This window comes from Micromonospora sp. MH99, assembly GCF_021442385.1.
Taxonomy (GTDB): domain Bacteria; phylum Actinomycetota; class Actinomycetes; order Mycobacteriales; family Micromonosporaceae; genus Micromonospora.
This window is the reverse complement of record NZ_MUZA01000014.1, coordinates 13,695-37,749: the sequence shown is the minus strand read 5'-3', so window position 1 is coordinate 37,749 and position 24,055 is coordinate 13,695. Positions and strand designations below refer to the sequence as shown.

The window sequence follows — 24,055 nt, the reverse complement described above, 5'->3', positions numbered from 1 at the left end:
AAGGCCGGCCCAGCTCCGGGCCGGCCTTCGACGGCGGTGTCAGTTGCTGGCCAGCGCGTCCGCCGCGGCCGGGTCGCAGTCCCGCAGGAACTGGGCGCAGCGGGCCGCCTCGTCGGCCTCGCCGATCTCGTCGGCGGCCCGGGAGAGCACGTACAGGCAGCGGAGGAAGCCCCGGTTGGGCTCGTGCGACCACGGCACGGGCCCGTGGCCCTTCCAGCCGTTGCGGCGGAGCTGGTCGAGGCCACGGTGGTAGCCGGTGCGGGCGTACGCGTACCCCGTCACCACGGCGCCGGCCGCGAACGCCCGGGCCGCGAGCGCGCCCCAGGCCGCGCTGAAGGTCGGGAAGCGGGCCGCCACCGCGGCGAACGCCTCGTCGGTGCCGGCCTCCTGGGCGGCGGCCAGGGCGGCGTCGGCCTCGTCGTTCGCGGGCAGGAGGGTGGCCGGTGGCTCCGGCAAAAGGTTCTGCATCGCCCCATTCAACCCGCTGGACAGGGCGACACGCGAGCGGGTCGGCCGACGCGTTCGGCTGAACGGCTGAGGAGTTCATCACGCCTGCGGCCTATGCCGCGGCCAGGTGTTTTCCATTACAACTAATGGTCCGGAGCCTCCCCAGGAACCGGTTACGCAGGAGCCCGGTGGCCACGACCACCGGGCTCCTGTCGCGTCCACCCCGCCCGAGGTTTGGCGGGCCTCGCCCAAGGGGCAGGATGGCCGGGTGCCGACCCCACCTCCCACCGACGTCATCGAGCCCCACCTGCACGCCGACGAGATCCAGACCCGGGACGAGTTCGACCGGCAGCTGGGCACCGGCCGCCTGACCGGGCTGACCGTGCAGGGCCTGCGCCTCGACCTCGCCCCGGTGCCCGACCTGACCGGCATCGAGGTCACCGGCACGCTCTTCGTCGGCTGCCGGTTCGCCTCCCGGGAGGTCGGCGCCGACCTGGTCCGGCGCGGCGCGAACGTGGTGCCGCCGTTCTCCGGGCTGCCGTACCCGACCCAGCCGTCGCACCTCTACACGCCGGACGACCTCGCCGACGGGTTCGCCGAGGGCGGGTTCACCGGGATGTACGACACCCGGGTGTACGAGCACTACCGGGCGCACGGCGGTGCGCTGCCGGACGTGAAGGAGGCGCTCGGTCAGCGGCTGCACGACCATGGCGTGGACAACGCGCTCGCCGACGCCACCCGCGCCTGGCTGGGCGGGTACGGGCCGCAGTCGGTGGTCGGCATCATGGGCGGTCACGCCGTGCAGCGCGGCAGTGCGGCGTACCGGATGGCGGCCGTGCTGGGGTGGGAGCTGGCGCGGGCCGACCGGCTGGTGGTGACCGGCGGGGGCCCCGGGGTGATGGAGGCGGCGAACCTCGGCGCGTACCTGGCGGACCACGCGGCGGCGGACCTGACCGCGGCGATCGACCTGCTGGCCACCGCGCCCGACTTCACCGACCACCACCGGTACACGGCCGCGGCGTTGACGGTCCGGCAGCGGTACGCGGGCGTGCCCCGCCAGCGCGCCGGGGACGCCGGGTGGGCGCGGGCCGGCGGGCTGGCCATCCCGACCTGGCTGTACGGGCACGAGCCGGCGAACCTGTTCGCGGGGCGGATCGCCAAGTACTTCTCGAACGCGATCCGGGAGGACACCATCCTGCGGCTCGCCCGGGGCGGCATCGTCTTCGCGCCTGGTCGGGCGGGCACGGTGCAGGAGGTGTTCCAGGCGGCCACCAAGACCTACTACGGCACCGATGGGGCCAGCGGCGCGTACATCTTCCTGGACCGTGACTACTGGACGCGGGAGTTGCCGGTGGAAGCGCTGCTGCGTCCGCTGCTGGCCGCCTCGCCGTTCGGCGACCTGTCGTCGACGATCCACCTCACCGACGACGTCCACGAGGCCGTCCGCCTGTTGACCACCTGACGACGACGGCCGGCTCCCCCGAGGGGAGAGCCGGCCGTCGGGCCGTACGTCGTTACTTGGACATCGTGGTGCCGGTGGAGCGCAGGTGCTCGCACGCCTCGACGACCCGGGCGGCCAGGCCGGCCTCGGCGGCCTTGCCCCAGGTACGCGGGTCGTACTGCTTCTTGTTGCCGACCTCGCCGTCGATCTTCAGCACGCCGTCGTAGTTGCGGAGCATGTGGTCCGCGACGGGCCGGGTGAAGGCGTACTGCGTGTCGGTGTCGATGTTCATCTTCACCACGCCGTAGTCGAGAGCCTCGCGGATCTCGCTCAGCAGGGAGCCCGAGCCGCCGTGGAAGACCAGGCTGAGCGGCTTGTCCTTGCCGTACTTGGCGCCGACCGCCTCCTGGATCTGGTTGAGGATCTCGGGGCGGAGCTTGACGTTGCCCGGCTTGTAGACGCCGTGCACGTTGCCGAAGGTCAGCGCCGCCATGTAGCGGCCCTTCTCGCCCAGGCCGAGCGCCTCGACCATGGCCAGGCCGTCCTCGACCGTGGTGTAGAGCTTGTCGTTGATGGCGTTCTCGACGCCGTCCTCCTCGCCACCGACGACGCCGACCTCGATCTCGAGGACGATCTTGCCCTTGGCGGCCTCGTCGAGGAGCTGGGAGGCGATCTGCAGGTTCTCGGCGACCGGCACGGCCGACCCGTCCCACATGTGCGACTGGTACAGCGGCTGCTCGCCGCGCTTCACCCGCTCCTGCGAGATGCCCATCAGCGGCCGGACGAACTTGTCCAGCTTGTCCTTCGGGCAGTGGTCGGTGTGCAGCGCGATGTTGACCGGGTACTTCTTGGCCACCTCGTGCGCGTACGCGGCGAACGCCACCGCGCCGGTGACCATGTCCTTGATCGAGGGACCGGACAGGTACTCGGCACCACCGGTGGAGACCTGGATGATGCCGTCGCTCTCCGCGTCGGCGAAGCCCTTGAGCGCCGCGTTCAGCGTCTGGGAGGAGGTCACGTTGATCGCGGGGTACGCGTACCGGCCAGCCTTGGCGCGGTCCAGCATCTCCGCGTAGGCCTCGGGGGAAGCGATGGGCATGTGATGCGCTCCTTACTTACCACTCTCGGCCGTGCTGGCCGCTGTTGTTCACTTGTGCGCCGGACCGCGCTGTCCTCCGCCCGGCAGTATCCCGCAGGTGTGGTGGGCAGGACCAACCGAGGGGGGTGTCAGCCGCTCACCGGGTGTCCAGACGGTCCGGCACGATGACGCTGATCAGCCAGGTGACCACTGTCATCACGATGGCTCCCCAGAACGCCGGCCAGAAGCCGTCCACCTGGAACGGCAGGTCGAGCCCGCGGGCGATCCGGTCGGTGAGCAGGAAGAGCAGCGCGTTGACGACAAGCGCGAACAGGCCCAGCGTCAGCAGGTAGAACACGCAGCCGACCACCCGGATGATCGGCTTGAGCACCGCGTTGATCACGCCGAAGATGAGCGCCACCACGATCAGCGTGAGCACGGTGTTGCCACCCGAACGGCCGTGCACGTCGACGCCGGGCACGATCAGGGTGGTCACCCACAACGCGACAGCGGTGATCGCCAGTCGGATGAGGAAGCCCACGGCACCATCCTGGCATCGGCGCGCGCCGTCATGGGTTGATTCCGCCGACTCGGCTTCCGCGCGCGGCGTCGACGCAGCCCGTACGGTGGTGGGAATCGTGCCCCGAGAACCCGGGAGGGACCATGGGTCAGCCCGATGAGGACTTCACCCCCGGCGACCACCTCGCCGCCGACGAACGCGACCCCGAGGCGGAGCCGGCCGACGCGGTCGAGCAGGCCACCGTGGTCGACCCGGCCCACGTCGACGTCGAGCCGCAGCGCGGCATGGAGGTCGACGACTGGGATGCCATGGAGCAGGCCCGGGTGGTCACCGGGGACGAGGACGACTACCGCTGACCGCTCAGCGGGCTTCGTCGACCAGCTTCGGGTGCCGGGCCGTCCAGTCGCCGAGCCGGTCGTCCCGCAGCGCGGTCAGGAACTCCGGCGCGAGCTTCGGGTCGGTACGCAGGTAGCGCTCCTTCCCGGTCGGCCAGGCGACCGGCAGGCCGATCCCGACCGGCTCCACCGATCGCAGCGTGGGGGCGAGCCGCAGCAGGTCCAGCAGGGTCCCTCGGTCGGGTGACACGACGAGGTCCGGGCCGACGGTGGTCAGCAGCTTGGCGAGGCGTACCGGATCGGTGAGCACGCCCTGGTCGGTGCTCTGGCGGACCAGCCCGGCGGCGAAGAGCCGGGCGTTGCGGTCCCGATCCTGACTTCCCTCGGGCAGACCGTAGCGCTGGCGGAGCAGGTCGACCGACGCGGCGCCGTCGAGACGTTGGCAGCCGGCCGGGAAGACCCGCTTCGTGTGGACGGAGCGAACCCGTTCGGGCAGGCAGACCGGCACCCCGCCGACCGCGTCGGTAAGCGAGCGCACCGCGCGGTACGTCAGCACCACGCCGGCGTCGACCCGGACCCCGGTCAGCTCGGCCACCGTACGGCGAGTCAGCTCGTACCCCTTGGTCAGCTCGGGACGGGTGAAACCGGCGCCGAACGGGAACGCGGCGTTCAGCTTGTCGGTTCCCTGGCCCGGAATCGGCACCCCCAGGTCACGCGGCAGCGACACCAGGTAGGGGCGGCTGCGGTCGGCGGGGATGTGCACCAACAGGACCGCGTCCGCGCGTGCCGCCGTCCGCCCGTCGCCGTCGATGCCGAGCAGCAGGATGTTCAGCGCGCCGGACGGTGCCGGCCGAGCCGACTCACCGAGCAGCTCGGCGGTCGGCGGCGGCCCCGCGCGCTCCGGAGTCAACAGCGGCACCCCGAGCCCCAGCACCCCGAGCAGGGCCAGCGCGGTGCCACCGGCCTGCCAGCGGCGACGGCGTCGACGCCGGCCGATCGCCAGACGGTCGATGGCGGCCCGCAACGGACCGGTCGGCGGGGTCAGCGGCTCGTGCCGGGCGAAGGCGGCCCGCAGGTCATCCTCGATCATGAGCGAACCTCCACATACTCGGCCCGGAGCGTGGCCAGGGCCCGGGAGATGGACGAACGTACGGTGCCGACGGCGCAGCCGAGAATGTCGGCGATCTCGGCGTCGGGTAGGTCCTCGTAGTAGCGCAGCACGAGAGTGGCGCGCTGCCGGCGCGGCAGCCGGGACAGCCACGACCAGATCTGGTCCCGGTCCACGGCGGACTGGGCGTGGTCGACCGACGCCGGCAGGGACTCGTCGGGCTCACCGCGCAGCAGCACCCGGCGCATCCACGAGCCGCGTTTCCAGTCGACGTACTGGTTGGTGAGCATCCGGCGCACGTACCGCTCGGGCGAGTCCGCGCGGACGACCCGCCGCCAGTTGAGCTGGACCCGGACCATCGTCTCCTGCACCAGATCCTGCGCCTGGTGCGGATCGCCGGTGAGCATCACCGCGTACCGCAGCAGCGGGGCAAGCCGCGTGTCCGCGAACTCCTCGTACGTCACTGCACCTCCCGGGGTCCTGCCTCAGATGACGGGAGCGGACGGCCTGAACGTTGCGGCGACGCTGATCAACCTTTCGGTTCATGTTGGCGACCGAGCGGTGATCAGGGGCGACAGCGAACCTTAGCGATTCCTTAAGATCCGCAGGCTGCACCTGAATCCCCCTACTGGAGGAATCCCCCCTGATGCTCACCCACTCCACTCGGCGCTGGCTCGCCGGCCTGGGCGTCGCAGGCGCGTTCGTCGCCGCCTCCGCCAGCCCGGCCCTCGCCGAGGAGCCCTCGAACGAGGTCTTCCTGTACGCGAACAACGCCCTCCTCGCCCCCGGCGGTGAGGCCAAGTCCGTCATGCTCCAGGCGTTCGCCGAGGCCCTGCCGGAGAACTTCACCATCACTGTTGACCGCTCTGCGGTCGCCGACTTCGCCACGGTCACCCTGACCGACTCGGTGGCCGGCTGCTCGCAGACCGCAACGACCATCACCTGCAATCTCAAGGGTGCCGAGACCATCGACTATGTCCTCGACCTCACCGTCAAGGCCAAGGACACCGCGTCGGTGGGCAAGAAGGCTGACCTCACCCTGACCATGGCCTCCAAGGGCAGGGCGAATGTCACTGCCACGTCCACGATCGAGGTGGGCGAGGGCGTGGATCTCAAGGCGGACGACGTCCTTGAGGTCTCGGGTGCGCCAGGAGCGTCCGTGAAGGCGCCCCTGCGCGTCGCGAACGTCGGTGACAAGACGACGAACGGCGCTGTCCTGTTGCTGACGGGCACCGGTCTCACCGCGGCCCAGCACTCGAACTGCTCCTACCTCTACGCATTCGGCACCAACTTCGCCCAGTGCGCGATGGACCAGAAGATCGAGCCGGAAGCCGTCGTCCAGTTGGACTCGTCGTCCATGCTCAAGATCGCACCGGACGCCTGGGCACCGGGCGAGCAGTACGGCTCGGCTGAGTGGTTCGCCGATGGCGACTGGGCTGCGTTCCTCGCGGAGTTCCCCTTCCCGGCCGGCGAATGGCGAAAGGGCACCGGCGCGGCGCTGACCCTGGTCCCGGCGCCGACCACGCAGGCCCGTCAGCTCAAGCAGACCGACAAGGATCCGAGCAACAACGTCACGATGATCACGGCGACCGTGACCGGCAACCAGCGGGCCGACGTTGCCGCCACCGGGGCCGAGGTTGCCGGTGCTGTAGGCAAGACCGTCAACACCAAGGTCGGCTTCGTCAACAACGGCCCGGCTGCCATCAACACGTACTCGCCCCGCGAGCTGACGACCGCCGCCGAAATCACCATTCCGGCCGGCGCGACCGTCGTGACCGCGCCGGACGAGTGCTCGCCGTTCAAGGACGGCGAGATGGTCGGCTGGTACGGCGATCCGGGCGCGCGCGCCTACCTCTGCCTCTGGTACGACACCCTGCACAAGGGCGACGCGGCCGTCTTCGAGTTCGGGCTGCGCATCGACAATCTGGCCGGCGCACCGGGCTCAGTTCACCTGCTGCACTTCAACCTGGAAGGCGAGGGGTCCACCATCGCCGACCTCAACCCGAAGAACGACACCTCGGCCTTCACCATCAAGGGTGCAGCCGGCGGTAACGGCGGCGGCGAGGGTGGCGGTGACGGTGGCGCGCTGCCGATCACCGGTCAGTCGACCGGCCTGATCGCCGGCATCGGCGCGCTGCTGCTCGTCGCGGGCGTGGGCGGTTACCTGGTGGCCAAGCGCCGCCGGACCCGCTTCGTCGCCTGATCCACGCGAACAATCTGATCCATCCCGTACCACGGGTGCCCCGCCGACAACGCTTGTCGGCGGGGCACCGCCGTTTACGGCCAGCGGGTGGTGGGAGCCGGTCCGGCGCGGTACGGGCACGGGGCTTCGGTACCCTTTGTGGCCGTGGACACAGCTGAGAAGACCCGCGCTCTCACGGAGAGCGTCGCCCTGAACCCGCTCGATCCCAAGGACCTGTTGCAGACCTTCGGGCTGGTGGGCGTCTGGGTGATCCTCTTCGCCGAGACCGGCCTGCTGGTGGGTTTCTTCTTCCCCGGCGACTCGCTGCTGTTCCTCGCCGGCGTGGCCGCCTCGCCGGTGGCGGACGCCATCTTCGGTGACGGCACCCGGCTCTCGCTGGCCGGCCTGCTCATCGGCGGGCCGATCTGCGCGATCCTCGGCGCCCAGTTGGGGCACTGGCTCGGCGCGCGGTACGGCCGGCGGATGTTCGAGCGGCCCAACTCGCGGCTCTTCAAGAAGGAGTACGTCGAGAAGGCCGAGTACTACTTCCAGAAGTTCGGCCCGGCGAAGGCAGTGGTGCTGGCGCGCTTCATCCCGATCGTACGGACGTTCCTCAACCCGGTCGCCGGGGCGCTGGGCATGCCGGCCCGGCAGTTCCTGATGTGGAACATCGTCGGCGCGGTGCTCTGGGTGGACGGCATCCTGCTGATCGGCTACCTGCTGGCCGACCGGATCTACAAGGCCATCGGCGACAAGATCGACCACTACATCCTGCCGGTGGTCGCCCTGATCATCCTGATCTCGGTGCTGCCGATCTTCTTCGAGTTCCTGCGTGACCGGCGGGCGCGCAAGCGCGGCGAGGCGGTAGCGGTGGTCGCGGCGGCCAGCGCTGCGGGCGCGGTCGACGCGGTACGCGAGAAGTTCGACCACGACGAGCACCCGCACGACCACGACCGTCGGGGGCACGGCCAGGAGCGCTGATCGCAGGTACGACGACGGCCGGCCCCCTGGTGAGGGGGTCGGCCGTCGGCATGTCAGGCCCGCCCTCCGGCGGTGCGGCCGAGGACGAGCAGGTATCACCTACCGGTGGCGCCACCCCTGGTTCGCCACCGGACACCGCCCCGGCGTGGGACGGTGCGCAGCGCCTATGTCAGCGGGCCTTCTTGGTGGCCCGCTTACGCGGCGGGGTCAGCAGGTCGGCGATCGTCGCGATCGCACTCGGGACCAGCCGGTAGTACGCCCAGACACCGCGCTTCTCCCGCTCCAGCAAGCCGGCCTCGGTGAGGATACGCAGGTGGTGACTGACCGTCGGCTGAGAGAGGCCGAGCGGCGCGGTCAAGTCACAGACGCACGCCTCGCCCTCGGGGGCCGACTGGATCAGGCTGAGCAGCCGCAACCGGGCGGGATCCGCGAGGGCCTTGAGGACCCCCGCGAGACGCTCGGCATCGGCACGTTCGATCGGCTCACCGGCAAGCGGCGAGATCTGAGGCATTGTCATTTCGGCCAACGCAGTTCCCACGTATTCCATCCTTCCACCAGCAGCATCGATCCGCCTGCATATCAGCAGATCCGAATCGGCAAACTTTTACGCCACAAGGCCGAGGTCAGCCAACGTATAGGCCGCCCTGTACGGCAATCCGGCGGCTCGCACCGCGTCGCCGGCGCCTCGATCAACAATAACCGCCACGCCCACGACTTCGGCTCCGGCCTCACGAAGCGCCTCGACAGCGGTCAACACACTTCCGCCCGTTGTGGACGTGTCCTCCACCGCCAACACTCGGCGGCCGGCCACCTCCGGTCCCTCGATCCGTCGCTGCAGACCGTGCGCCTTGCCCGCCTTTCGCACCACGAAGGCGTCGAGGGCGCGGCCGGTCGGAGCGGCGGCGTGCAGCATCGAGAGCGCGACAGGGTCCGCGCCCAGGGTGAGCCCACCGACGGCCTCGTACTCCCAGTCGGCGGTGAGATCGAGCAGCGCCCGACCGACCAACGGAGCGGCCTGGTGATGGAGCGTGACACGCCGCAAATCGACGTACCAGTCTGCCTCGAGCCCCGATGACAACGTGACCCGTCCGTGGACCACAGCCAGGTCGGTAATGAATTTGCGCAGGTCGTCGTGGTCCCCCATGGCGATAGAGGTTACTGCTCAACTCTGAACGCCGTGTGGACGGGCCTCCCGGATCAGGTCGGTGAGACACCGATGACTGGCTATGTTCGGCTACGCTCAGCGACCGACCCGATGGCGGTGCGCCAACGCCGGACGGTGGGCTCCACTGCCGGGACCGGCGTCGCGGGCTCAGCGCTCGTCGCGACCGATCCGGCCACGGGTGTCGCGGGAGACGGCCTCGATCAGTCGGCGCGGTGCGTGACGCAAACCGGCGACCGCCACCTTGTACTTCCATGCCGGGATGCTTACCAACTTGCCTTTCCGCAGGTCACGTAGGCCGTCGTCGACGACATCCTCGGCTCGCAGCCACAGCCACTCAGGCGTTTTCGACATGTTGATGCCGGCCCGTTCGTGGAATTCGGTGCGCGTGTAGCCGGGGCACAGAGCCATCACCCGGACACCGAATGGGCGTGCCGACTGGCCGACGGACTCGCTGAAATTGGTGACCCACGCCTTGCTGGCCGAGTAGGTCGACCCGGGCATCACCGCGCCAAAACCCGCAACCGAAGAGACATTTATCACTGCCCCGTCGCGCCGTTCGGTCATCGGCCGAAGCGCCGCCAGGGTCAGTCGCATGACGGCGTGCACGTTGAGCCGGAGCAGCCGTGCCTCGTCCTCCGCTGTGGAGCGCAGGAACGGCTTGTTCAGGCTGATGCCGGCGTTGTTGACGAGCAGGTGGACGGGGCTGTCGGAGGTCAGCCGGTGCTCGACTGTCGCGCAGCCGTCGTCGGTGGACAGGTCCGCCGACAACGTCTCCACGGCACGACCGTGCCGGGAGCCCAACTCCGTGGCCATCTCGCCCAGTCGGCCGGCGTCCCGGGCGACCAGCACCAGCTGCCAGCCGTCGGCCGCCAGACGTCGGGCGAAGGCCGCGCCGATGCCGGCGGTGGCGCCGGTGATCAGGGCCCGTCGCTCAGCGGTCGTGGGATCGAGCGTCACGGGCGGGTCCTCACCTGGGCGGGTACGGGGGCGCGGCGGACGCCGGCGGGGGCTGGTGCGGTGCGGGCGGAAACGCCTGTGGGGCGGACGGCATGGTGGGTGACGTGGGGCGGTGTCGACCGAACCAGGCGTTGGCCGCCGGCAGGGTCAGCAGCGTTGCTACCACAAGGTAACCGAGGGCCTGCCCGACCGAAAGCCCGGCGTTGAGCGGGATCCACCAGGACGGGTACGCGTCCGAGATGAGGCCGAGCAGCTCGGCGGTGGCTTGCTCGTCGGCGCCCAGCCGCAGCGGCGCGGCCCGCTCGCCGACGAGCACCGCCACGCTGCAGCATCCCGCGAGCAGCCCGAGCCCGCAGACCACCCAGGTGGCCACCCGTACGCCCCGCCGACCCGTCAGCAGCCCGAGGGCCAGGCCGGCGAGCACGGGCGCGGAGAGGGCCGCCACCACCGCGGTCAGCGCCGCCGACGCGCGCAGCAGGGTCACCACGTCGTCGATCTGCTGCGGGGTCGCCGAGGTGTCCCGAGCGGCAGCCCGGAACGCGTCCACGGTCCGGCCCAGCACCGCCAGGTCCACGACGGTGTACGCGAGCGCGGCCACCGCCATCACCAGCAGCACGGCCGAGGCCAGCAGGACCACGGCAGGCCGGCGGGGCGGTGCCGGTTCGGGGTACGACACGACGGATCCCTCCGGTAGGCGTCGGGTTGCAACCTACTCGGAGGGATCGTCGGCGTCGTGCTTATCCAGCGGTCAACTGGTCGACGGCGGGGTCGGGCCGGGGCGGTCCGCCGGCGGCGTGTCGTCCGGCCGGTCGGTGCCGGACGGCGGCTGCTCCGACCCGGGTGCCTGGCCCGGCGTCGACGGGTAGCCCGGCTCGCCACTGGGCGGGTAACCCGGCTCGCCACTGGACGGATGGGCCGGCTGGCCGGGAGCCTGCGGGTAGCCGGGCTGGCCGGGAGCCTGCGGGTAGCCGGGCTGGCCGGATGCCTGCGGGTAGCCCGGGTAGCTGGTGCCGGGGGTCGGGGGCTCCCAGGCCGCGGCGGGCTTGCGGAAGAACTCGTTCGACTTGGGCAGTGCCAGCAGGATGAGCGCCGCGAGCAGCGCGAGCAGGCTGATCACGCCGAGCGTGATGCTGACCGGGGCGATCCAGGACGGCAGCGCCTCCTCGAGGCGGCGCTGGACCTCTTCGCTGCTCGGCATGTCGCCGCTGGTGTTCCCACCGGTGGTGAAGCTGCCGCCGCCCGCGCCGTTGAGCACGGTGCCACCCGTGCAGCAGACCATGATGCCGCCGACGATCCAGGTGGTGATGCGCGAACCGTTGCTACCACGGTTGTTGAAGATGGCCAGCACGGCCAGCACGACCGCGAGCAGGAGCACGAGGATGCCGGCGCCGAGGGCGAACGCGAAGACGAAGTTCGCCACCTGATCCGCGCCCTCGGCCGTACTGGTCGAGTAGACGTCGCGGAGCACGTCCCGGGTCTTGCCGATGGTGGAGAGGGTGACAATGAGACTGATCACCTGGCACGCCAGGAACAGGTAGAGCAGATAGCTGGAAATCGTCACGGTGGATGGCCGCTGGCGGGCCGGCGTGCTCTGGGAATCGACCACGATTCTCCTTCCCTAGATCGGGCCCACACCGTATCGGCAACCGGCCAGTCCGGCATGCCGTGCCGAACGCGGCGGGCGCGTCGGGTCGCTCAGCGCCCGTCGCCGGTGGGTCGGATCGCCAGATCGGCGGGGTCGAGCAGGTCGCCGCGGGCGACCCGCCAGCCCTCTTCGCCGTACGCCTCGAAGGAGAGCCGGGCGTTCGGGCCCGACTGGTAGTCGTGGTAGCGCATGGTCCCGGCCGAGGGCAGGCCGGTCTCGCCGGTGGCGGTGTAGCGGGCCTGCCCGGTCTCGGCCCAGGTGTAGCGCAGCCCGCCGAGGTCGATGGTCGGGGCGCCGGGGGTGACGGTCGCGCCGGGTTGGGCGGTCCAGAGCACCAGTTCCAGCTCGGGGTCGCCGTCGCCTTCGACGGAGAGCCGGTGTGGCGTGCCGGAGGCGTCGTCGAGAAGGTGCTGCACCCAGCTCCAGTCCCCCTCGACCAGGCGGATAGTGCCGCTCACGACGTACTCCCGCTGGCCGATCCGCACGCGATCACCCGGCGCCAGTCGGTTGGCGCCGTCGAGGGTGGGTCGGGCGGCCGGTGGCACGCCGGTGGGCCGGGCCGCGGCCCGCCGCCGGGCTCGCACGACGATCACGAGCACGACCACGATGAGTACGACCACCGCCGCCACCAGGTACGCCTGCGACCCGTCCACCGACCACCTCCCCAGGTACGTCGGCGCAGACGGTAACAACCTCGCGCACCGAAATGAGTCGCGTCGTGACCGAAAGCTCAGCTACCGACGGCAGCCGGGGTGTCGCCGGCCGTGGTCACTGTGGATGCCAGGGTTCGCGCCACTCCGCCGTGCCGGATGGGCCGGGTTGCACGACCCGGCCGGGTCACGCCGCCGCGAGTCGCTGGGTGGCGTAGTCGCCGAGGGTGGAGCGCCCCATGACGCACCCGACGAAGGTGGTGAACTCGGTGGGGTCGTCCCGCAGCGACGTCCACGCCGCTCGGGCCGCCGCCGGGTCGACGCGCTCCAGCAGCGTCGCCGCGTACGCCCGACCTGCGGGTGACCCCTTGGCGAGCAGCCGGTCGAGCTGCCGGCGTACCTCCTCGGGGTGGTCGTCGAGCGCGGCCTCGACGCGCTGGTACGCCTCGGTCACCGGCAGGGTCGCGCCGGCGATCCCCACCCCACCGAAGGCAAGCGTGTCGGCGGTGACCAGCTCGTCCACCGCCGCACCGAGTTCCCGCTCCCAAGCCTTACGCATCCCGAACATGCCCCAACCCTTTCCCTCCCCGCCCACCTCTCACCCTGTTGATCAAGAGGTTTGCGTCATGAGAAGACGTTCCGATGACGCAAACCTCTTGATCACCGCGATCAGGGCGGGGTCAGGCTGGGGTTACCGTGAGGGTGTTGGTGGCGGGGGTGAGGTCCACCTTTACCGTGTTGCCGTCTCGGATCGATCCGCTCAGCAGGGCCTTGGCCAACTGGTCGCCGATGGCGGTCTGGACCAGGCGGCGCAGCGGGCGGGCACCGTAGATCGGGTCGTAGCCGTGCTCCGCCAGCCACGTACGGGCGGCGTCGGTGGTGTCCAGTGCCAACCGACGGTGCGCGAGACGGTCTCGCATCCGGTCGAGCTGGATGTCCACGATGGAGCGCAGATCGTCCCCGCGCAGCGCGGCGAAGACCACGATGTCGTCCAGCCGGTTGAGGAACTCCGGCTTGAAGTGCGACCGGACCACGGCCAGGACGCCCTCCCGGCGCTGCTCCTCGGCCAGCGTCAGATCGCTGATCACCGACGACCCGAGGTTGGAGGTGAGGATCAGGATCGCGTTGCGGAAGTCCACCGTGCGGCCCTGACCATCGGTGAGCCGACCGTCGTCGAGCACCTGGAGCAGCACGTCGAAGACGTCCGGGTGGGCCTTCTCCACCTCGTCCAGCAGGATCACCGAGTACGGCCGGCGGCGCACCGCCTCGGTGAGCTGCCCGCCCTCCTCGTAGCCCACGTAACCGGGCGGGGCACCGACCAGGCGGGCCACCGAGTGCTTCTCGCCGTACTCGCTCATGTCGATGCGGACCATCGCCCGCTCGTCGTCGAAGAGGAACTCGGCGAGCGCCTTGGCCAGCTCCGTCTTGCCGACACCTGTCGGGCCGAGGAAGAGGAAGCTGCCCGTCGGACGGTCCGGGTCGGCGACACCGGCCCGTGCCCGGCGTACGGCGTCGGACACCGCGCCCACGGCCTCGGCCTGGCCGACCACCCGGCCGCCCAGCGACTCCTCCATCCGCAGCAGCTTCGCCGTCTCACCTTCGAGCAGGCGGCCCGCCGGGATGCCGGTCCACGAGGCGACCACCGCGGCGATGTCGTCCGCGCCGACCTCCTCCTTGAGCATCGCGCCGTCGGCCTGGAGCTGGGCCAGTTCCTCCTCGGCCTGCTTCAGCTCGACCTTCAGGGCGGGGATCCGGCCGTAGCGCAGCTCGGCGGCGCGCTCCAGCTCCCCGTCCCGCTCGGCCCGCTCGGCCTCGCCGCCCAGGCGCTCCAACTCCTCCTTGGCTGTGGAGAGCTTGGTGATGTGGCTCTTCTCGGTCTGCCAGCGCTCGGAGAGCACGGTGAGCTGCTCGCGCTTGTCGGCCAACTCCTGGCGCAGCCGCGCCAGGCGCTCGGCGGACGCGGCGTCCGGCTCCTTGGCCAGCGCCATCTCCTCGATCTCCAGCCGGCGGACCGCCCGCTCGATCTCGTCCACCTCGACCGGGCGGGAGTCGATCTCCATCCGCAGCCGGGACGCGGACTCGTCGACCAGGTCGATCGCCTTGTCCGGCAGGAACCGGTCGGTGATGTACCTGTCGGAGAGCGTCGCGGCGGCGACCAGCGCGGCGTCGGTGATCCGGACGCCGTGGTGCACCTCGTAGCGCTCCTTGAGCCCACGCAGGATGCCGATGGTGTCCTCGATCGTCGGCTCGCCGACCAGCACCGGCTGGAAGCGCCGCTCCAGCGCCGGGTCCTTCTCGATGTGCTCGCGGTACTCGTCCAGCGTGGTGGCGCCGACCATCCGCAGCTCACCGCGGGCCAGCATCGGCTTGAGCATGTTGCCGGCGTCCATCGAACCTTCGCCCTTGCCGGCGCCGACGACTGTGTGCAACTCGTCGAGGAACGTGATGACCTGCCCGTTGGAGTTCTTGATCTCCTCCAGGACGGACTTCAGTCGCTCCTCGAACTGGCCGCGGTACTGCGCGCCGGCGACCATCGCGCCGAGGTCCAGCGAGACCAGCTTCTTGTCGCGCAGCGACTCGGGGACGTCGCCGGCCACGATCCGCTGGGCGAGGCCCTCGACGATGGCGGTCTTGCCGACACCGGGCTCGCCGATCAGCACCGGGTTGTTCTTCGTACGCCGGGAGAGCACCTGGATGACCCGGCGGATCTCGGAGTCCCGGCCGATCACCGGGTCGATCTTGCCGTCGCGAGCGCTGGCGGTCAGGTCGACGCCGTACTTCGTGAGCGCCTGGTAGGTCTGCTCCGGGTCGGCGGTGGTGACGCGCCGGTCTCCGCCGCGGACGGTCGGGAAGGCGGCGACCAGTGCTTCCTCGGTGGCGCCGGCCGACTTCAGCGAGTCGGACACCGCGCCGCCCACCCGGGCCAGGCCGGCGAGCAGGTGCTCGGTGGAGGTGTACTCGTCGCCCAGCGGCCGGGCGATCTGCTCGGCGGCGCCGATGGCGTTGACGAACTCCCGGGCCAGCGTGGGCTCGGCGATGCTGGAGCCCCGGGCGGCCGGCAGGGCGTCGACCGCCCGCTGGGCGGCCCGGCGCAGCTCGGCCGGGTCGGCCCCGACGGCGCGCAGCAGGCCGGCGGCGGTCGAGCCGTCGGTGTCCAGCAGGGACAGCAGGAGGTGCCAGGGCTCGACTGTGGCGTGGCCACGCTGGTTGGCCAGCGCGACGGCGCCGGTGATGGCTTCGCGGCTCTTGGTGGTCAGTTTCTCGGTGTTCATGGGCTCCCCCGGATCGGCGTTGTCCACTGGGTTGGACACAACCAGAGTTGAGCGTATTCCGCTCAACCTTACCGCTGTGACGGTCGTCACTCCCGGAGCCGCCACCGCCAGTCGAACTCCCCGGCCGCCGGGGGCGGGCCGGGCAGCGGGTCGGAGTCCGGCGCCGTCGACAGGCCGCCGATCAGCACCGCGAGCTGCCGGCGGCGCAGCTGGGCGGTCCGCTCCGCATCGGGTACGCGCACCGCCGCGCACGCCTCCAGCACCAGCCCCAGGTCCTGTACGACCACGTCGGGCCGCAGTCGCCCACTGGCGTGCGCCCGCTCGACGAGCGCGGTGGCCAGCTCGCCGGCGCGCAGCGCGTCCCGACCCATCTCCTCGGGTGGCGTGAAGGTGCCGGCCAGGTGGACGGTGAGCGAGTGCACGTCGGCGTCGACCACAGCGGCGAGGAACCCGGCGAACGCGGTCCAGTCGTCCGGCTCGGCGAGCGCCTCCTCGGCCACGGCGATGTAGCGGCGCAACCCGTCGTGACAGAGCTGGCGCAGCAGGGCCTCCTTGCCCGCGTACCGCCGATAGAGCGCGCTGATGCCGACGCCCGCGCGGTCCGCGACGGCGGCGATCGGCGCCTTCGGGTCGTCGAGGAAGACCGCGCGGGCGGCTTCGAGGATCACCTCGTCGTTGCGGGCGGCCTGGGCGCGGCGACCGGCCAGGGCCTTGGGGGGCGTCGTCGACATGACCAGAGGATAGCAGTGGAACGGATCGTTCCGGTCTGCTACTGTCATTGCAGAACGAAACATTCCGTTCCGAAGGAGTTCGAGATGACCGGCACCGCGATCCGTCCGTTCCGCGTCGAGATCCCGCAGAGCGCCCTCGACGACCTGGCCGCCCGCCTCGGTCGCACGAACTGGCCGGCCGAGCTGCCCGGCGCCGGCGACGCGTACGGGATGAGCGCCGACCGGGTGCGCGCGCTCGCCGACAGGTGGCGGGACGGGTTCGACTGGCGGGCCGTCGAGGCCCGGCTGAACGCCCACCCGCAGTTCGTCACGGAGATCGACGGTGAGCAGATCCACTTCCTGCACGTCCGGTCGTCCCGGCCGGACGCCACCGCCCTGGTGCTCACCCACGGCTGGCCGGGCTCGGTGCTGGAATACCTGGACGTGATCGGCCCGCTCACCGAGCCGACCGACCCGGCCGCGCCGGCCTTCCACCTGGTCATCCCGTCGCTGCCCGGCTACGGCTTCTCCGGCCCCACCCGCAGCGCCGGCTGGAACCGCTTCCGCACCGCCCGCGCGTGGGCCGAGCTGATGAACCGCCTGGGGTACGACAGCTACGGCGCGGTCGGCAACGACGCCGGCTCGATGATCGCGCCGGAGCTGGGCCGGATCGACACCGAGCACGTCCTCGGCGTGCACGTCACCCAACTCTTCTCGTTCCCGTCCGGCGACCCGGCCGAGTTCGCCGGGCTGTCCGAGGCGGACCAGGCGGCGCTCGGACACCTCCAGTGGTTCTACGAGAACAAGTTCTCCTTCAACCAGGTGCACAGCCAGCAGCCGCAGACCCTGGCGTACGGACTGGCCGACTCGCCAGTCGGGCTGCTCGCCTGGAACGCGCAACTCTTCGACGAGAGCGTGGACGACGACTTCGTGCTGGCCAACGTGGCGCTCTACTGGTTCACCGGCACTGCCGCCTCGGCCATCCGCTTCTACTGGGAGGACGCGCACGCCGGTCAGCAGCCGTCCGAGCCGACCACGACACCGACGGCGCTGGCCATGTTCCCCGGCGACTTCCAGTCCATCCGCCGCTTCGCCGAACGGGACCACGCGAACATCGTCCGCTGGACGGCGTACGAGAGGGACGTCGATGGACGCGGCGACGTCGGCGGTCACTACGCCGCCCACCAGGCCACCGACGTGCTGGTCGGTGACATCCGCGAGTTCTTCGCCAGCCTCCGCTGACCATGCCCGTGCCGCCAGTGCCCGCCCGTCCGTCCCGGGCGGGCGCTGGCGCGTGCACGGCCGGTAGATCGACACGTCTTCCTGGAAAACGGGGTATCCGGCCCCCGGGACACCCCGATATCGCCGAAACCGAGTCGATCAACCCCGGCAGTGGCCGCCGTCAGCCGCCGGCCCGGCGGGGGAGGCGGGCGGTGCAGGGCGTCTCGTGGTCAGCCCGAAGCACGCAGCGACGACCACCATCCAGCCGCCGGTCGCAGAAGACCCAGTGCCGAGCCCCTTGGTCGTCCTCGGTGGAGACCGTGATCCCGCCGAGGTCGATCCGAGCGAGGAAGGCCAGCGACCTTCCGGCCGTCCGACCCAGCATCTTGGCCCGCGCCAGATCGGGCGCCGAGATCGGCAGGTGGATGACGAACCGCCCGGTCATCAGCGTCGTACCAGTTCAGGCATGAGCGTGGTCCTCCTCGCAGTGCACAGCGCGGTAGAAGAGAGCAGGGCCGGGACGAACCACGGGGGAGCTCGCCCCGGCCCCCTGAGCGTTCCAGTGCCATCCGGAAGCGTTCGAACCGAACCTACAAGCGGTGGCGGTTGCAGGTCAACGACCAAGCTCCAATTGCTTGAGGTTGTAGGTACTCGCGTGATCGAATGGGCGTGCCATCCGGGGAGTGTGTATGCCCAAGCAGCAGTACCAGGTGCTCGCAGACGAGCTACGAACGAAGATCGAATCAGGCGCTTGGCCGCCCGGCACGAAGCTGCCGAGCCGGTCGCAGCTCTGCAAGGAGTACGGCGTGTCGGACACCGTGGTCGGCAAGGCCATGATGATCCTCCGGGCGACCGGCTTGACCGAGACGTTGGAAGGCGTTGGCGTATTCGTGGCGGAGAAGCCGTAGACCTCCCAAGGCGTGGCAGCGCGCTCTAGATCGACACGGGATCGCTGATCTGGGGGTGTCCTGCCGCCCGGGATACCGCGATATCGGCGATCTGGTGTTGATCAAGGGTGCCGGGCGGAACCTTCCAAGATCTGTGTGCCGTTCACCTCGCGGTAGCCTGGGCGGGTGCGAGTACGTGTCGAGCAGACCGCCTTACCGGGGATCGGGGTACGCCACGATCTGGTGACGGAGTCCGGACGCCGCCTGGGCGTGGTCTCCCACCGCAATGGCCGCCGTGATCTTGTCTTCTACGACCCGGATGATCCCGACTCCTGCCAGGCGGACATCCCGCTGACCGACGACGAGGCGGAGGCGCTGGCCGACATTCTCGGCGCGTCGCTGATGCTCGGTCAGCTGTCCGGGCTGCGCGAGCAGGCTGCCGGTCTGCTCACCGAGCAGATCGCCATCCCGGCCGGTTCGCGGTACGTCAACCGGATGCTCGGTGACACCAAGGCTCGCACCCGCACCAGCGCCTCGATCGTGGCGGTGCTGCGCGACGGCAATGTGAACGTGTCGCCCGAGCCATCCTTCCGCTTCGCGGCCGGTGACGTGGTGGTCGTCGTGGGGACCCGTCAGGGTCTCGACGGCGTGTCCGCCATCCTCGCCGACAGTGACCCGGACGGCTGAGGCGGATGCACGAATCCACCACACTGCTCGTCGAAGTCGGCGCGCTGCTGCTGCTGCTCGGGCTCCTCGGCCGACTCAGCCGCCGGGTCGGCCTCTCGCCCATCCCCCTCTACCTGCTCGCCGGGCTCGCCTTCGGGCACGGCGGGCTGCTTCCGCTCGCCGCCAGCGAGGAGTTCTTCGCGGTCGGCGCCGAGATCGGCGTCATCCTGCTGCTGGTGATGCTCGGCCTGGAGTACTCGGCCAACGAGCTCGTCGGCAACCTCCGCTCGGCGGCACCGGCCGGTCTGATCGACGGCGTCCTCAACGCGTTACCCGGCGCCATCTTCGCCCTGCTGCTCGGCTGGGACTGGGTGGCCGCCCTGGTGCTCGGCGGCATCACCTGGGTCTCCTCCTCGGGGGTGATCGCCAAGGTCCTCGCCGACCTCGGCCGCCTCGGTAACCGGGAGACCCCGGTGATCCTCTCGGTCCTGGTGATCGAGGACCTGGCGATGGCGCTCTACCTGCCGCTGGTCACCGCCGTACTGGCCGGCACCGGCCTGCTCGGCGGCGGCATCGCGCTCACCGTCGCGGTGGCCACGGTGCTGATCGTCCTGGTGGTCGCCATCCGGTACGGCCACCTCATCTCGTCCGCCCTGTCGGCGAAGGACCCGGAGGCGCTGCTGCTCGGCGTACTCGGCCTGACCCTGCTGATCGCGGGCATCGCGGCGAAGCTGCAGGTGTCGGCGGCGGTCGGCGCGTTCCTGGTCGGCATCGCTCTCTCCGGTCCGGTGGCCCACCACGCCACCGAACTGCTCTCGCCACTGCGGGATCTGTTCGCCGCGGTGTTCTTCGTCTTCTTCGGTCTGGTCACCGACCCACGGGAGATCCCGCCGGTGCTGCTGCCGGCGCTCGCGCTGGCCGTGGTCACCATGGCGACGAAGACGCTTACCGGCTACCTCGCGGCCCGCCGCGTCGGCATCGCCGAACCCGGTCGCTGGCGAGCCGGCCTGGCCCTCGTACCCCGAGGAGAGTTCTCGATCGTCATCGCCGGGCTCGCGGTGGCGGCCGGCAGCGTCGAGCCGCGGTTGGCCGCGCTCGCCGCGACGTACGTCCTGATCACCGTGGTGACCGGGCCGATCCTGGCTCGACTGCCCGACTTCCCGTGGTTCAAGCGGTGGTTGCGCAACCGCGCGGCGGCCCAGCGGCGGGAGCCGGTGCCGGTCCACGACTGACGCTCAGCGCCGCCGCCGCGCCCCTGTAGGCGCGGTGGCGGCGCTGGCCAGGACACCCGAACGGCCGTTCGGGGCCGGGCCGGCCGGCGGATGCCGAATTGCTCCCTGCGGGTACTACCGCAGCACCCGGCGGCGGGTTACCGTTTCGCCCCAGCAGCCACGGTCCGCAGGCAGCGTTGCCAGACGCGGGCGAGAGCGGAAGGTTGGCCGGTGAGCGTGCAGGAGTCGACGTTCCACGGCTTTGCCAACCCCGTCGATCCGACGCCGGCGGAGTTGCGAGCCTGGGCGTACCAGCCCGATTCGGTGCCGTTGTCCTCCATGCCACCCGACTGGGACCTCCTGGTCTCCGGCGACCGCCTGGTGCTGACGCTCTTCGAGCTGGCGATGGACCCGACCTGCCCCGCGCGGCGCTTCGCGCTGCACTGCCTCTACATCTACGCCGCGGACGGCATCCGGACGAACTTCCGGGCCCATCCCAAGCGCCGCTTCCGCAAGCTGGTCGAGCAGGCCGAGCGTGACGGCGACGAGCTGATGAGGATCTGGGCGCACAACGGCCGCGTCCTGCTGGCCCGGCCGGATCTCTTCGTCTACCGGGACTGGTGCGAGGGCGGCCTGGTCCGCGAGAACCGCCGCCTCGGCTGAGGCCGCGGCCCGCCCCGAGCAAGCGAGCAGAGGCGAACGGGCCGGGACCCCCCGTGGGTCCCGGCCCGCACGTCGGTTACCGGATCAGTCCTGCTTGCGCTCGGTCTCGGCTCGGCGGTGGTCGCCGTCGGACTGCTCGGCGAAGCGCCCCTCCTTGATCCGGTCCCGGAAACTTCCCTCGGTCACCTTGTCGAACTTCTCCCGGACGGTGTCGGCCAGGTCTTCCAGCCGGTCCTCCGTCTGCTGGGCCACTTTCTTCGCCGGTTCCGTCATCGCTCCCCCAACCGCGCCGATAGGCCCGAATTAAGGCGATAGGACCCGTATCGACAGGCTAACGGAAACGGCCTGGCCCGCGCCGGAAATTCCGGCACGGGCAGGCCGAGAAGCAGGTTCAGCGGTCGGGTGTACGGCGGGGACGCCAGACCACCAGCGCGGTGGACGTGCGGTTGGTCGGCACCAGATCCTGGCCCGGAAAGCGGGCCAGCGACTCCAGCTCGGCCACCCGGCGGTACGCGGCGTCCAGCTCCGCCTCCAGCCGTGCGACCCGCTGCTGCGCCTGCTCCAGCAACCGCTCCAGCCCGATGATCCGCTTGACGCCGGCCAGGTTGATCCCGTCGTCCTGGCTGAGCCGCTGCACCTCGCGCAGCAGCACCACGTCCCGGACGCTGTACCGACGGCCACCGCCGGCAGCCCGGCCGGGCTGCACCAGCCCCAACCGGTCGTACTGGCGCAGCGTCTGCGGGTGCATCCCCGCCATCCGTGCCGCCACCGAGATCATGAGCACCTTGGCCTCGTAGGCAGGGTCACCCGAACCGAGGAACTCGCCCGACATCCCGCTCACCTCCGCGTCCATCCCACCGGACTAACCGACCCGACGCACCCGGGCGTCGAGATGTTCCCGCGCCGCCGGCGGGCTCTGCTCGGCGAACGCCTCCAGCGCCGCCCGCGCCTCGTCCGACAGCCGGGCCGGCACCACCACGTCCAGGGTGACCAGCAGGTCACCCGCCTGCCCGTCGCGGCGGACCACACCCTTGCCCCGGGCCCGCAGCACCCGCCCGCTGGGCGTGCCGGGCGGAACCCGCAACGTCACCGCGCCGTCGAGCGTGGGCACCCGCAGGTCCGTGCCGAGCACGGCCTCCGCGAAGGTCACCGGCACGGTCAACGTCAGATCGTCTCCGGTACGCCCGAACAGCTCGTCCGGCCGGACCTTGACGTGTACGAAGAGGTCGCCGGCCGGGCCACCGCGCTCACCGGGCTCACCGCGCCCGGCCAGCCTGATGCGCTGCCCGTCGGCCACGCCGGCCGGGAAGCGCACGTTCATCGTGCGGGTCTTGGTGACCCCGCCGCTGCCGTGGCACTCCGGGCACTTCTCCTCCACCACGGTGCCGACGCCCTGGCAGTTGCCGCACGGCTCGGAGAAGCTGAACGACCCCTGGTTGCGGGTCGTGACCCCGGCCCCGTGACAGACCGGGCAGGTACGCGGCTGGGTGCCGGGCTTGGCGCCGTTGCCGTGGCAGGTGTCGCAGACACCGGGGGCGCGCAACGTCAGCGGCAGGGTCACCCCGCGCACCGCGTCGCCGAAGTCCAGAGCCACCTCGGTCTCCACGTCCCGGCCACGCGCGGGCCCACGCGGAGCGGCCTGCCCACCGGCCTGCCCGCCCGAGAAGATCGAGCTGAACAGGTCCTGGAAGCCGGCCCCGCCGAAGCGGCGGTCACCACCGCCGCCGGCACCACCACCGAACAGGTCGGAGACGTCGAACGGCACCCCGCCCGGCTGGCCGCCCGCCCGGGCGTTACGCCGGAACGCGCCGGAACTGAACAGCGACCGCATCTCGTCGTACTCCCGGCGACGGCCGGCGTCCGACAGCACGTTGTACGCCTCGGACACGGCCTTGAACCGCTCCTCGGCCTTCGGGTCGCCCGGATTGTGGTCCGGGTGCGATTCCCGGGCCAGCTTGCGGTACGCCTTCTTGATGTCGTCCGCGGAGGCGGCCTTGTCCACGCCGAGCACGGCGTAGAAGTCCTTCTCGAGCCAGTCCTTCGAACTCACCGGTCCACCACCCCCTTCCGACAGTCGTGGCCCGGCCGTCCCGTCCACCGCGGTGCGGGGGACGGGACGGCCCGGTCACTGTCTCGCACTATTCCGGATCCGCAACCGCGACCAGCGCGGGGCGCAGCAGTCGCTCACCGAGCTGGTAGCCGCGCCGCATGACCTGCACGCAGGTCGGCTCGCTGACCTCGGCCGAGGTCTGGTGCGCGACCGCCTCGTGCCGGGTCGGGTCGAACGGGTCGCCCTGCTCGCCGAAGGCGTTCAGGCCGAACTTGCCCAGCGCGGTGGTGAGCTGTTCCGCCACCGTTCCGAACGGCCCGACCAGGTCACCGTGTTCCCGGGCCCGGTCCAGGTCGTCGAGGATCGGCAGCAGCGCGGCCAGCACCGAGCCGGTCGCCTGCTCCTGCACCAGGCTGCGGTCCCGGTCGACCCGCTTGCGGTAGTTGGCGTACTCCGCCGACACCCGCTGGAGGTCCCTGGTCCGCTCGTCCAGCTCGGCCCGGAGCGCCTCCAGTTCGGCGCCGAGCGACGTGCCGACCCCACCGCCGTCGACCGGCTGCGCCGGGGCGTCCACCACCGGCGGGCCGGACGGCTCCGGCCCGTCGGTGGCGTTGACCTCGACCTCGATCTCGTCGACCACGATCTCGGCGTCCTCGACCAGGCCCTCGGCCGGTACGTCGCTGCCCGCGTCCGCGGCGGTGCCCTCCGGCTCCGACGTGTCGGTGAGCTTGCGGTTGTTGCGGATGACGACCCGCTCCCCGTCGCCGGTGGTCGGCTCCGTGGGCGCGGAGCCACCCGGCGTCGACCCGGTGTCGCCCGGGTCGGCGGCTCGTGGCTTCTGCGTCATGCGGCTACCTCATCCCTTC

General features: G+C 71.0%; 28 protein-coding genes. 9 read left to right on the top strand and 19 right to left on the bottom strand.

Translation table 11 applies throughout. From position 1 onward, the window contains the following. Nucleotides 1-39 precede the first annotated feature (39 nt). Nucleotides 40-468, bottom strand: coding sequence for a DUF3151 domain-containing protein (locus B0E54_RS10310; protein WP_234583135.1), 429 nt, complete (start codon nt 466-468; stop codon nt 40-42). 247 nt (nt 469-715) lie between these two features. On the opposite strand from B0E54_RS10310, the gene B0E54_RS10305 reads away from it, so the two are divergent. Beyond that, entirely contained in the window at nt 716-1,909 is a 1,194-nt protein-coding gene (locus tag B0E54_RS10305) for an LOG family protein (protein ID WP_234583134.1), read from the top strand. Nucleotides 1,910-1,961: 52 nt separating this feature from the next. On the opposite strand, the gene fbaA is transcribed toward B0E54_RS10305, so the two are convergent. Then, entirely contained in the window at nt 1,962-2,987 is a 1,026-nt protein-coding gene (gene fbaA, locus B0E54_RS10300) for a class II fructose-bisphosphate aldolase (protein WP_234583133.1), read from the bottom strand. A 136-nt stretch (nt 2,988-3,123) separates the two neighbouring features. Further along, nucleotides 3,124-3,507: a phage holin family protein gene (locus B0E54_RS10295; RefSeq protein ID WP_234583132.1), complete on the bottom strand. Its 384-nt coding sequence runs from the start codon at nt 3,505-3,507 to the stop codon at nt 3,124-3,126. A 122-nt stretch (nt 3,508-3,629) separates the two neighbouring features. Here B0E54_RS10295 and B0E54_RS10290 point away from each other — a divergent pair, with 122 nt between their 5' ends. Next, entirely contained in the window at nt 3,630-3,842 is a 213-nt protein-coding gene (locus B0E54_RS10290; RefSeq protein ID WP_234583131.1) for a hypothetical protein, read from the top strand. A 4-nt stretch (nt 3,843-3,846) separates the two neighbouring features. Here B0E54_RS10290 and B0E54_RS10285 read toward each other — a convergent pair whose 3' ends face one another. Together B0E54_RS10285 and B0E54_RS10280 are read right to left on the bottom strand one after the other, a co-directional pair. Beyond that, the gene (locus B0E54_RS10285) at nt 3,847-4,911 is read right to left on the bottom strand and encodes an LCP family protein (protein ID WP_234583130.1); all 1,065 of its coding nucleotides are present in this window, start codon (nt 4,909-4,911) and stop codon (nt 3,847-3,849) included. After that, a complete protein-coding gene (locus B0E54_RS10280; RefSeq protein ID WP_234583129.1) occupies nt 4,908-5,393 on the bottom strand; it encodes a SigE family RNA polymerase sigma factor in 486 nt (161 codons plus the stop codon). Before B0E54_RS10280 ends, B0E54_RS10285 begins: the two co-directional genes overlap by 4 nt. 182 nt (nt 5,394-5,575) lie before the next feature. On the opposite strand from B0E54_RS10280, the gene B0E54_RS10275 reads away from it, so the two are divergent. Together B0E54_RS10275 and B0E54_RS10270 are read left to right on the top strand one after the other, a co-directional pair. Next, nucleotides 5,576-7,132 carry an LPXTG cell wall anchor domain-containing protein gene (locus tag B0E54_RS10275; RefSeq protein ID WP_234583128.1) on the top strand — a complete coding sequence of 519 codons (1,557 nt, stop codon included), beginning with the start codon at nt 5,576-5,578 and terminating at the stop codon, nt 7,130-7,132. A gap of 138 nt (nt 7,133-7,270) precedes the next feature. Beyond that, complete coding sequence (locus B0E54_RS10270; protein WP_234583127.1) at nt 7,271-8,092, top strand: DedA family protein; 822 nt, start codon at nt 7,271-7,273, stop codon at nt 8,090-8,092. Nucleotides 8,093-8,261: 169 nt separating this feature from the next. Here B0E54_RS10270 and B0E54_RS10265 read toward each other — a convergent pair whose 3' ends face one another. The 9 genes from B0E54_RS10265 to B0E54_RS10225 form a co-directional block, all read right to left on the bottom strand. Next, nucleotides 8,262-8,639 (bottom strand): helix-turn-helix transcriptional regulator, encoded by a 378-nt coding sequence (locus B0E54_RS10265; protein ID WP_007454255.1) that lies wholly within the window; start codon nt 8,637-8,639, stop codon nt 8,262-8,264. Nucleotides 8,640-8,696: 57 nt separating this feature from the next. Further along, nucleotides 8,697-9,236 carry an orotate phosphoribosyltransferase gene (locus B0E54_RS10260; protein ID WP_234583126.1) on the bottom strand — a complete coding sequence of 180 codons (540 nt, stop codon included), beginning with the start codon at nt 9,234-9,236 and terminating at the stop codon, nt 8,697-8,699. 168 nt (nt 9,237-9,404) lie between these two features. Further along, nucleotides 9,405-10,214 carry an SDR family oxidoreductase gene (locus tag B0E54_RS10255; RefSeq protein ID WP_234583125.1) on the bottom strand — a complete coding sequence of 270 codons (810 nt, stop codon included), beginning with the start codon at nt 10,212-10,214 and terminating at the stop codon, nt 9,405-9,407. A gap of 10 nt (nt 10,215-10,224) precedes the next feature. After that, nucleotides 10,225-10,890, bottom strand: coding sequence for a hypothetical protein (locus tag B0E54_RS10250; protein ID WP_234583124.1), 666 nt, complete (start codon nt 10,888-10,890; stop codon nt 10,225-10,227). Between the two features lie 72 nt (nt 10,891-10,962). Beyond that, nucleotides 10,963-11,820: a hypothetical protein gene (locus B0E54_RS10245; protein ID WP_234583123.1), complete on the bottom strand. Its 858-nt coding sequence runs from the start codon at nt 11,818-11,820 to the stop codon at nt 10,963-10,965. Nucleotides 11,821-11,909: 89 nt separating this feature from the next. Further along, nucleotides 11,910-12,512: a DUF4178 domain-containing protein gene (locus B0E54_RS10240; protein ID WP_234583122.1), complete on the bottom strand. Its 603-nt coding sequence runs from the start codon at nt 12,510-12,512 to the stop codon at nt 11,910-11,912. Between the two features lie 184 nt (nt 12,513-12,696). Further along, complete coding sequence (locus tag B0E54_RS10235; protein ID WP_234583121.1) at nt 12,697-13,077, bottom strand: hypothetical protein; 381 nt, start codon at nt 13,075-13,077, stop codon at nt 12,697-12,699. Nucleotides 13,078-13,189: 112 nt separating this feature from the next. Beyond that, entirely contained in the window at nt 13,190-15,781 is a 2,592-nt protein-coding gene (gene clpB / locus B0E54_RS10230) for an ATP-dependent chaperone ClpB (protein WP_234583120.1), read from the bottom strand. 86 nt (nt 15,782-15,867) lie between these two features. Continuing rightward, a complete protein-coding gene (locus B0E54_RS10225) occupies nt 15,868-16,512 on the bottom strand; it encodes a TetR/AcrR family transcriptional regulator (RefSeq protein ID WP_234583119.1) in 645 nt (214 codons plus the stop codon). A gap of 84 nt (nt 16,513-16,596) precedes the next feature. On the opposite strand from B0E54_RS10225, the gene B0E54_RS10220 reads away from it, so the two are divergent. Continuing rightward, entirely contained in the window at nt 16,597-17,733 is a 1,137-nt protein-coding gene (locus B0E54_RS10220) for an epoxide hydrolase family protein (protein ID WP_234583118.1), read from the top strand. Nucleotides 17,734-17,893: 160 nt separating this feature from the next. Here the strand turns inward: B0E54_RS10220 and B0E54_RS10215 are convergent, their stop codons facing one another. After that, nucleotides 17,894-18,157 (bottom strand): hypothetical protein, encoded by a 264-nt coding sequence (locus tag B0E54_RS10215; protein ID WP_234583117.1) that lies wholly within the window; start codon nt 18,155-18,157, stop codon nt 17,894-17,896. Nucleotides 18,158-18,401: 244 nt separating this feature from the next. Here B0E54_RS10215 and B0E54_RS10210 point away from each other — a divergent pair, with 244 nt between their 5' ends. The 4 genes from B0E54_RS10210 to B0E54_RS10195 all read left to right on the top strand — a co-directional run bounded on the left by B0E54_RS10210 (nt 18,402) and on the right by B0E54_RS10195 (nt 21,139). Then, nucleotides 18,402-18,620 (top strand): winged helix-turn-helix domain-containing protein, encoded by a 219-nt coding sequence (locus tag B0E54_RS10210; RefSeq protein WP_139583606.1) that lies wholly within the window; start codon nt 18,402-18,404, stop codon nt 18,618-18,620. A 165-nt stretch (nt 18,621-18,785) separates the two neighbouring features. Next, entirely contained in the window at nt 18,786-19,286 is a 501-nt protein-coding gene (locus B0E54_RS10205; protein WP_234583116.1) for a TrkA C-terminal domain-containing protein, read from the top strand. A 5-nt stretch (nt 19,287-19,291) separates the two neighbouring features. Next, nucleotides 19,292-20,497 (top strand): cation:proton antiporter, encoded by a 1,206-nt coding sequence (locus tag B0E54_RS10200; protein WP_234583115.1) that lies wholly within the window; start codon nt 19,292-19,294, stop codon nt 20,495-20,497. A 210-nt stretch (nt 20,498-20,707) separates the two neighbouring features. After that, nucleotides 20,708-21,139, top strand: a complete 432-nt coding sequence (locus tag B0E54_RS10195; protein ID WP_234583114.1) for a hypothetical protein — start codon at nt 20,708-20,710, stop codon at nt 21,137-21,139. 84 nt (nt 21,140-21,223) lie between these two features. On the opposite strand, the gene B0E54_RS10190 is transcribed toward B0E54_RS10195, so the two are convergent. From B0E54_RS10190 to grpE, 4 genes are all read right to left on the bottom strand, one after another. Further along, nucleotides 21,224-21,412 (bottom strand): hypothetical protein, encoded by a 189-nt coding sequence (locus B0E54_RS10190; RefSeq protein WP_234583113.1) that lies wholly within the window; start codon nt 21,410-21,412, stop codon nt 21,224-21,226. Between the two features lie 118 nt (nt 21,413-21,530). Continuing rightward, nucleotides 21,531-21,971 carry a heat shock protein transcriptional repressor HspR gene (locus tag B0E54_RS10185; RefSeq protein ID WP_234583207.1) on the bottom strand — a complete coding sequence of 147 codons (441 nt, stop codon included), beginning with the start codon at nt 21,969-21,971 and terminating at the stop codon, nt 21,531-21,533. A gap of 30 nt (nt 21,972-22,001) precedes the next feature. Continuing rightward, nucleotides 22,002-23,189 carry a molecular chaperone DnaJ gene (gene dnaJ / locus B0E54_RS10180; protein ID WP_234583112.1) on the bottom strand — a complete coding sequence of 396 codons (1,188 nt, stop codon included), beginning with the start codon at nt 23,187-23,189 and terminating at the stop codon, nt 22,002-22,004. Between the two features lie 88 nt (nt 23,190-23,277). Further along, nucleotides 23,278-24,036 carry a nucleotide exchange factor GrpE gene (gene grpE, locus B0E54_RS10175; RefSeq protein ID WP_234583111.1) on the bottom strand — a complete coding sequence of 253 codons (759 nt, stop codon included), beginning with the start codon at nt 24,034-24,036 and terminating at the stop codon, nt 23,278-23,280. Between the last annotated feature and the right edge of the window lie 19 nt (nt 24,037-24,055).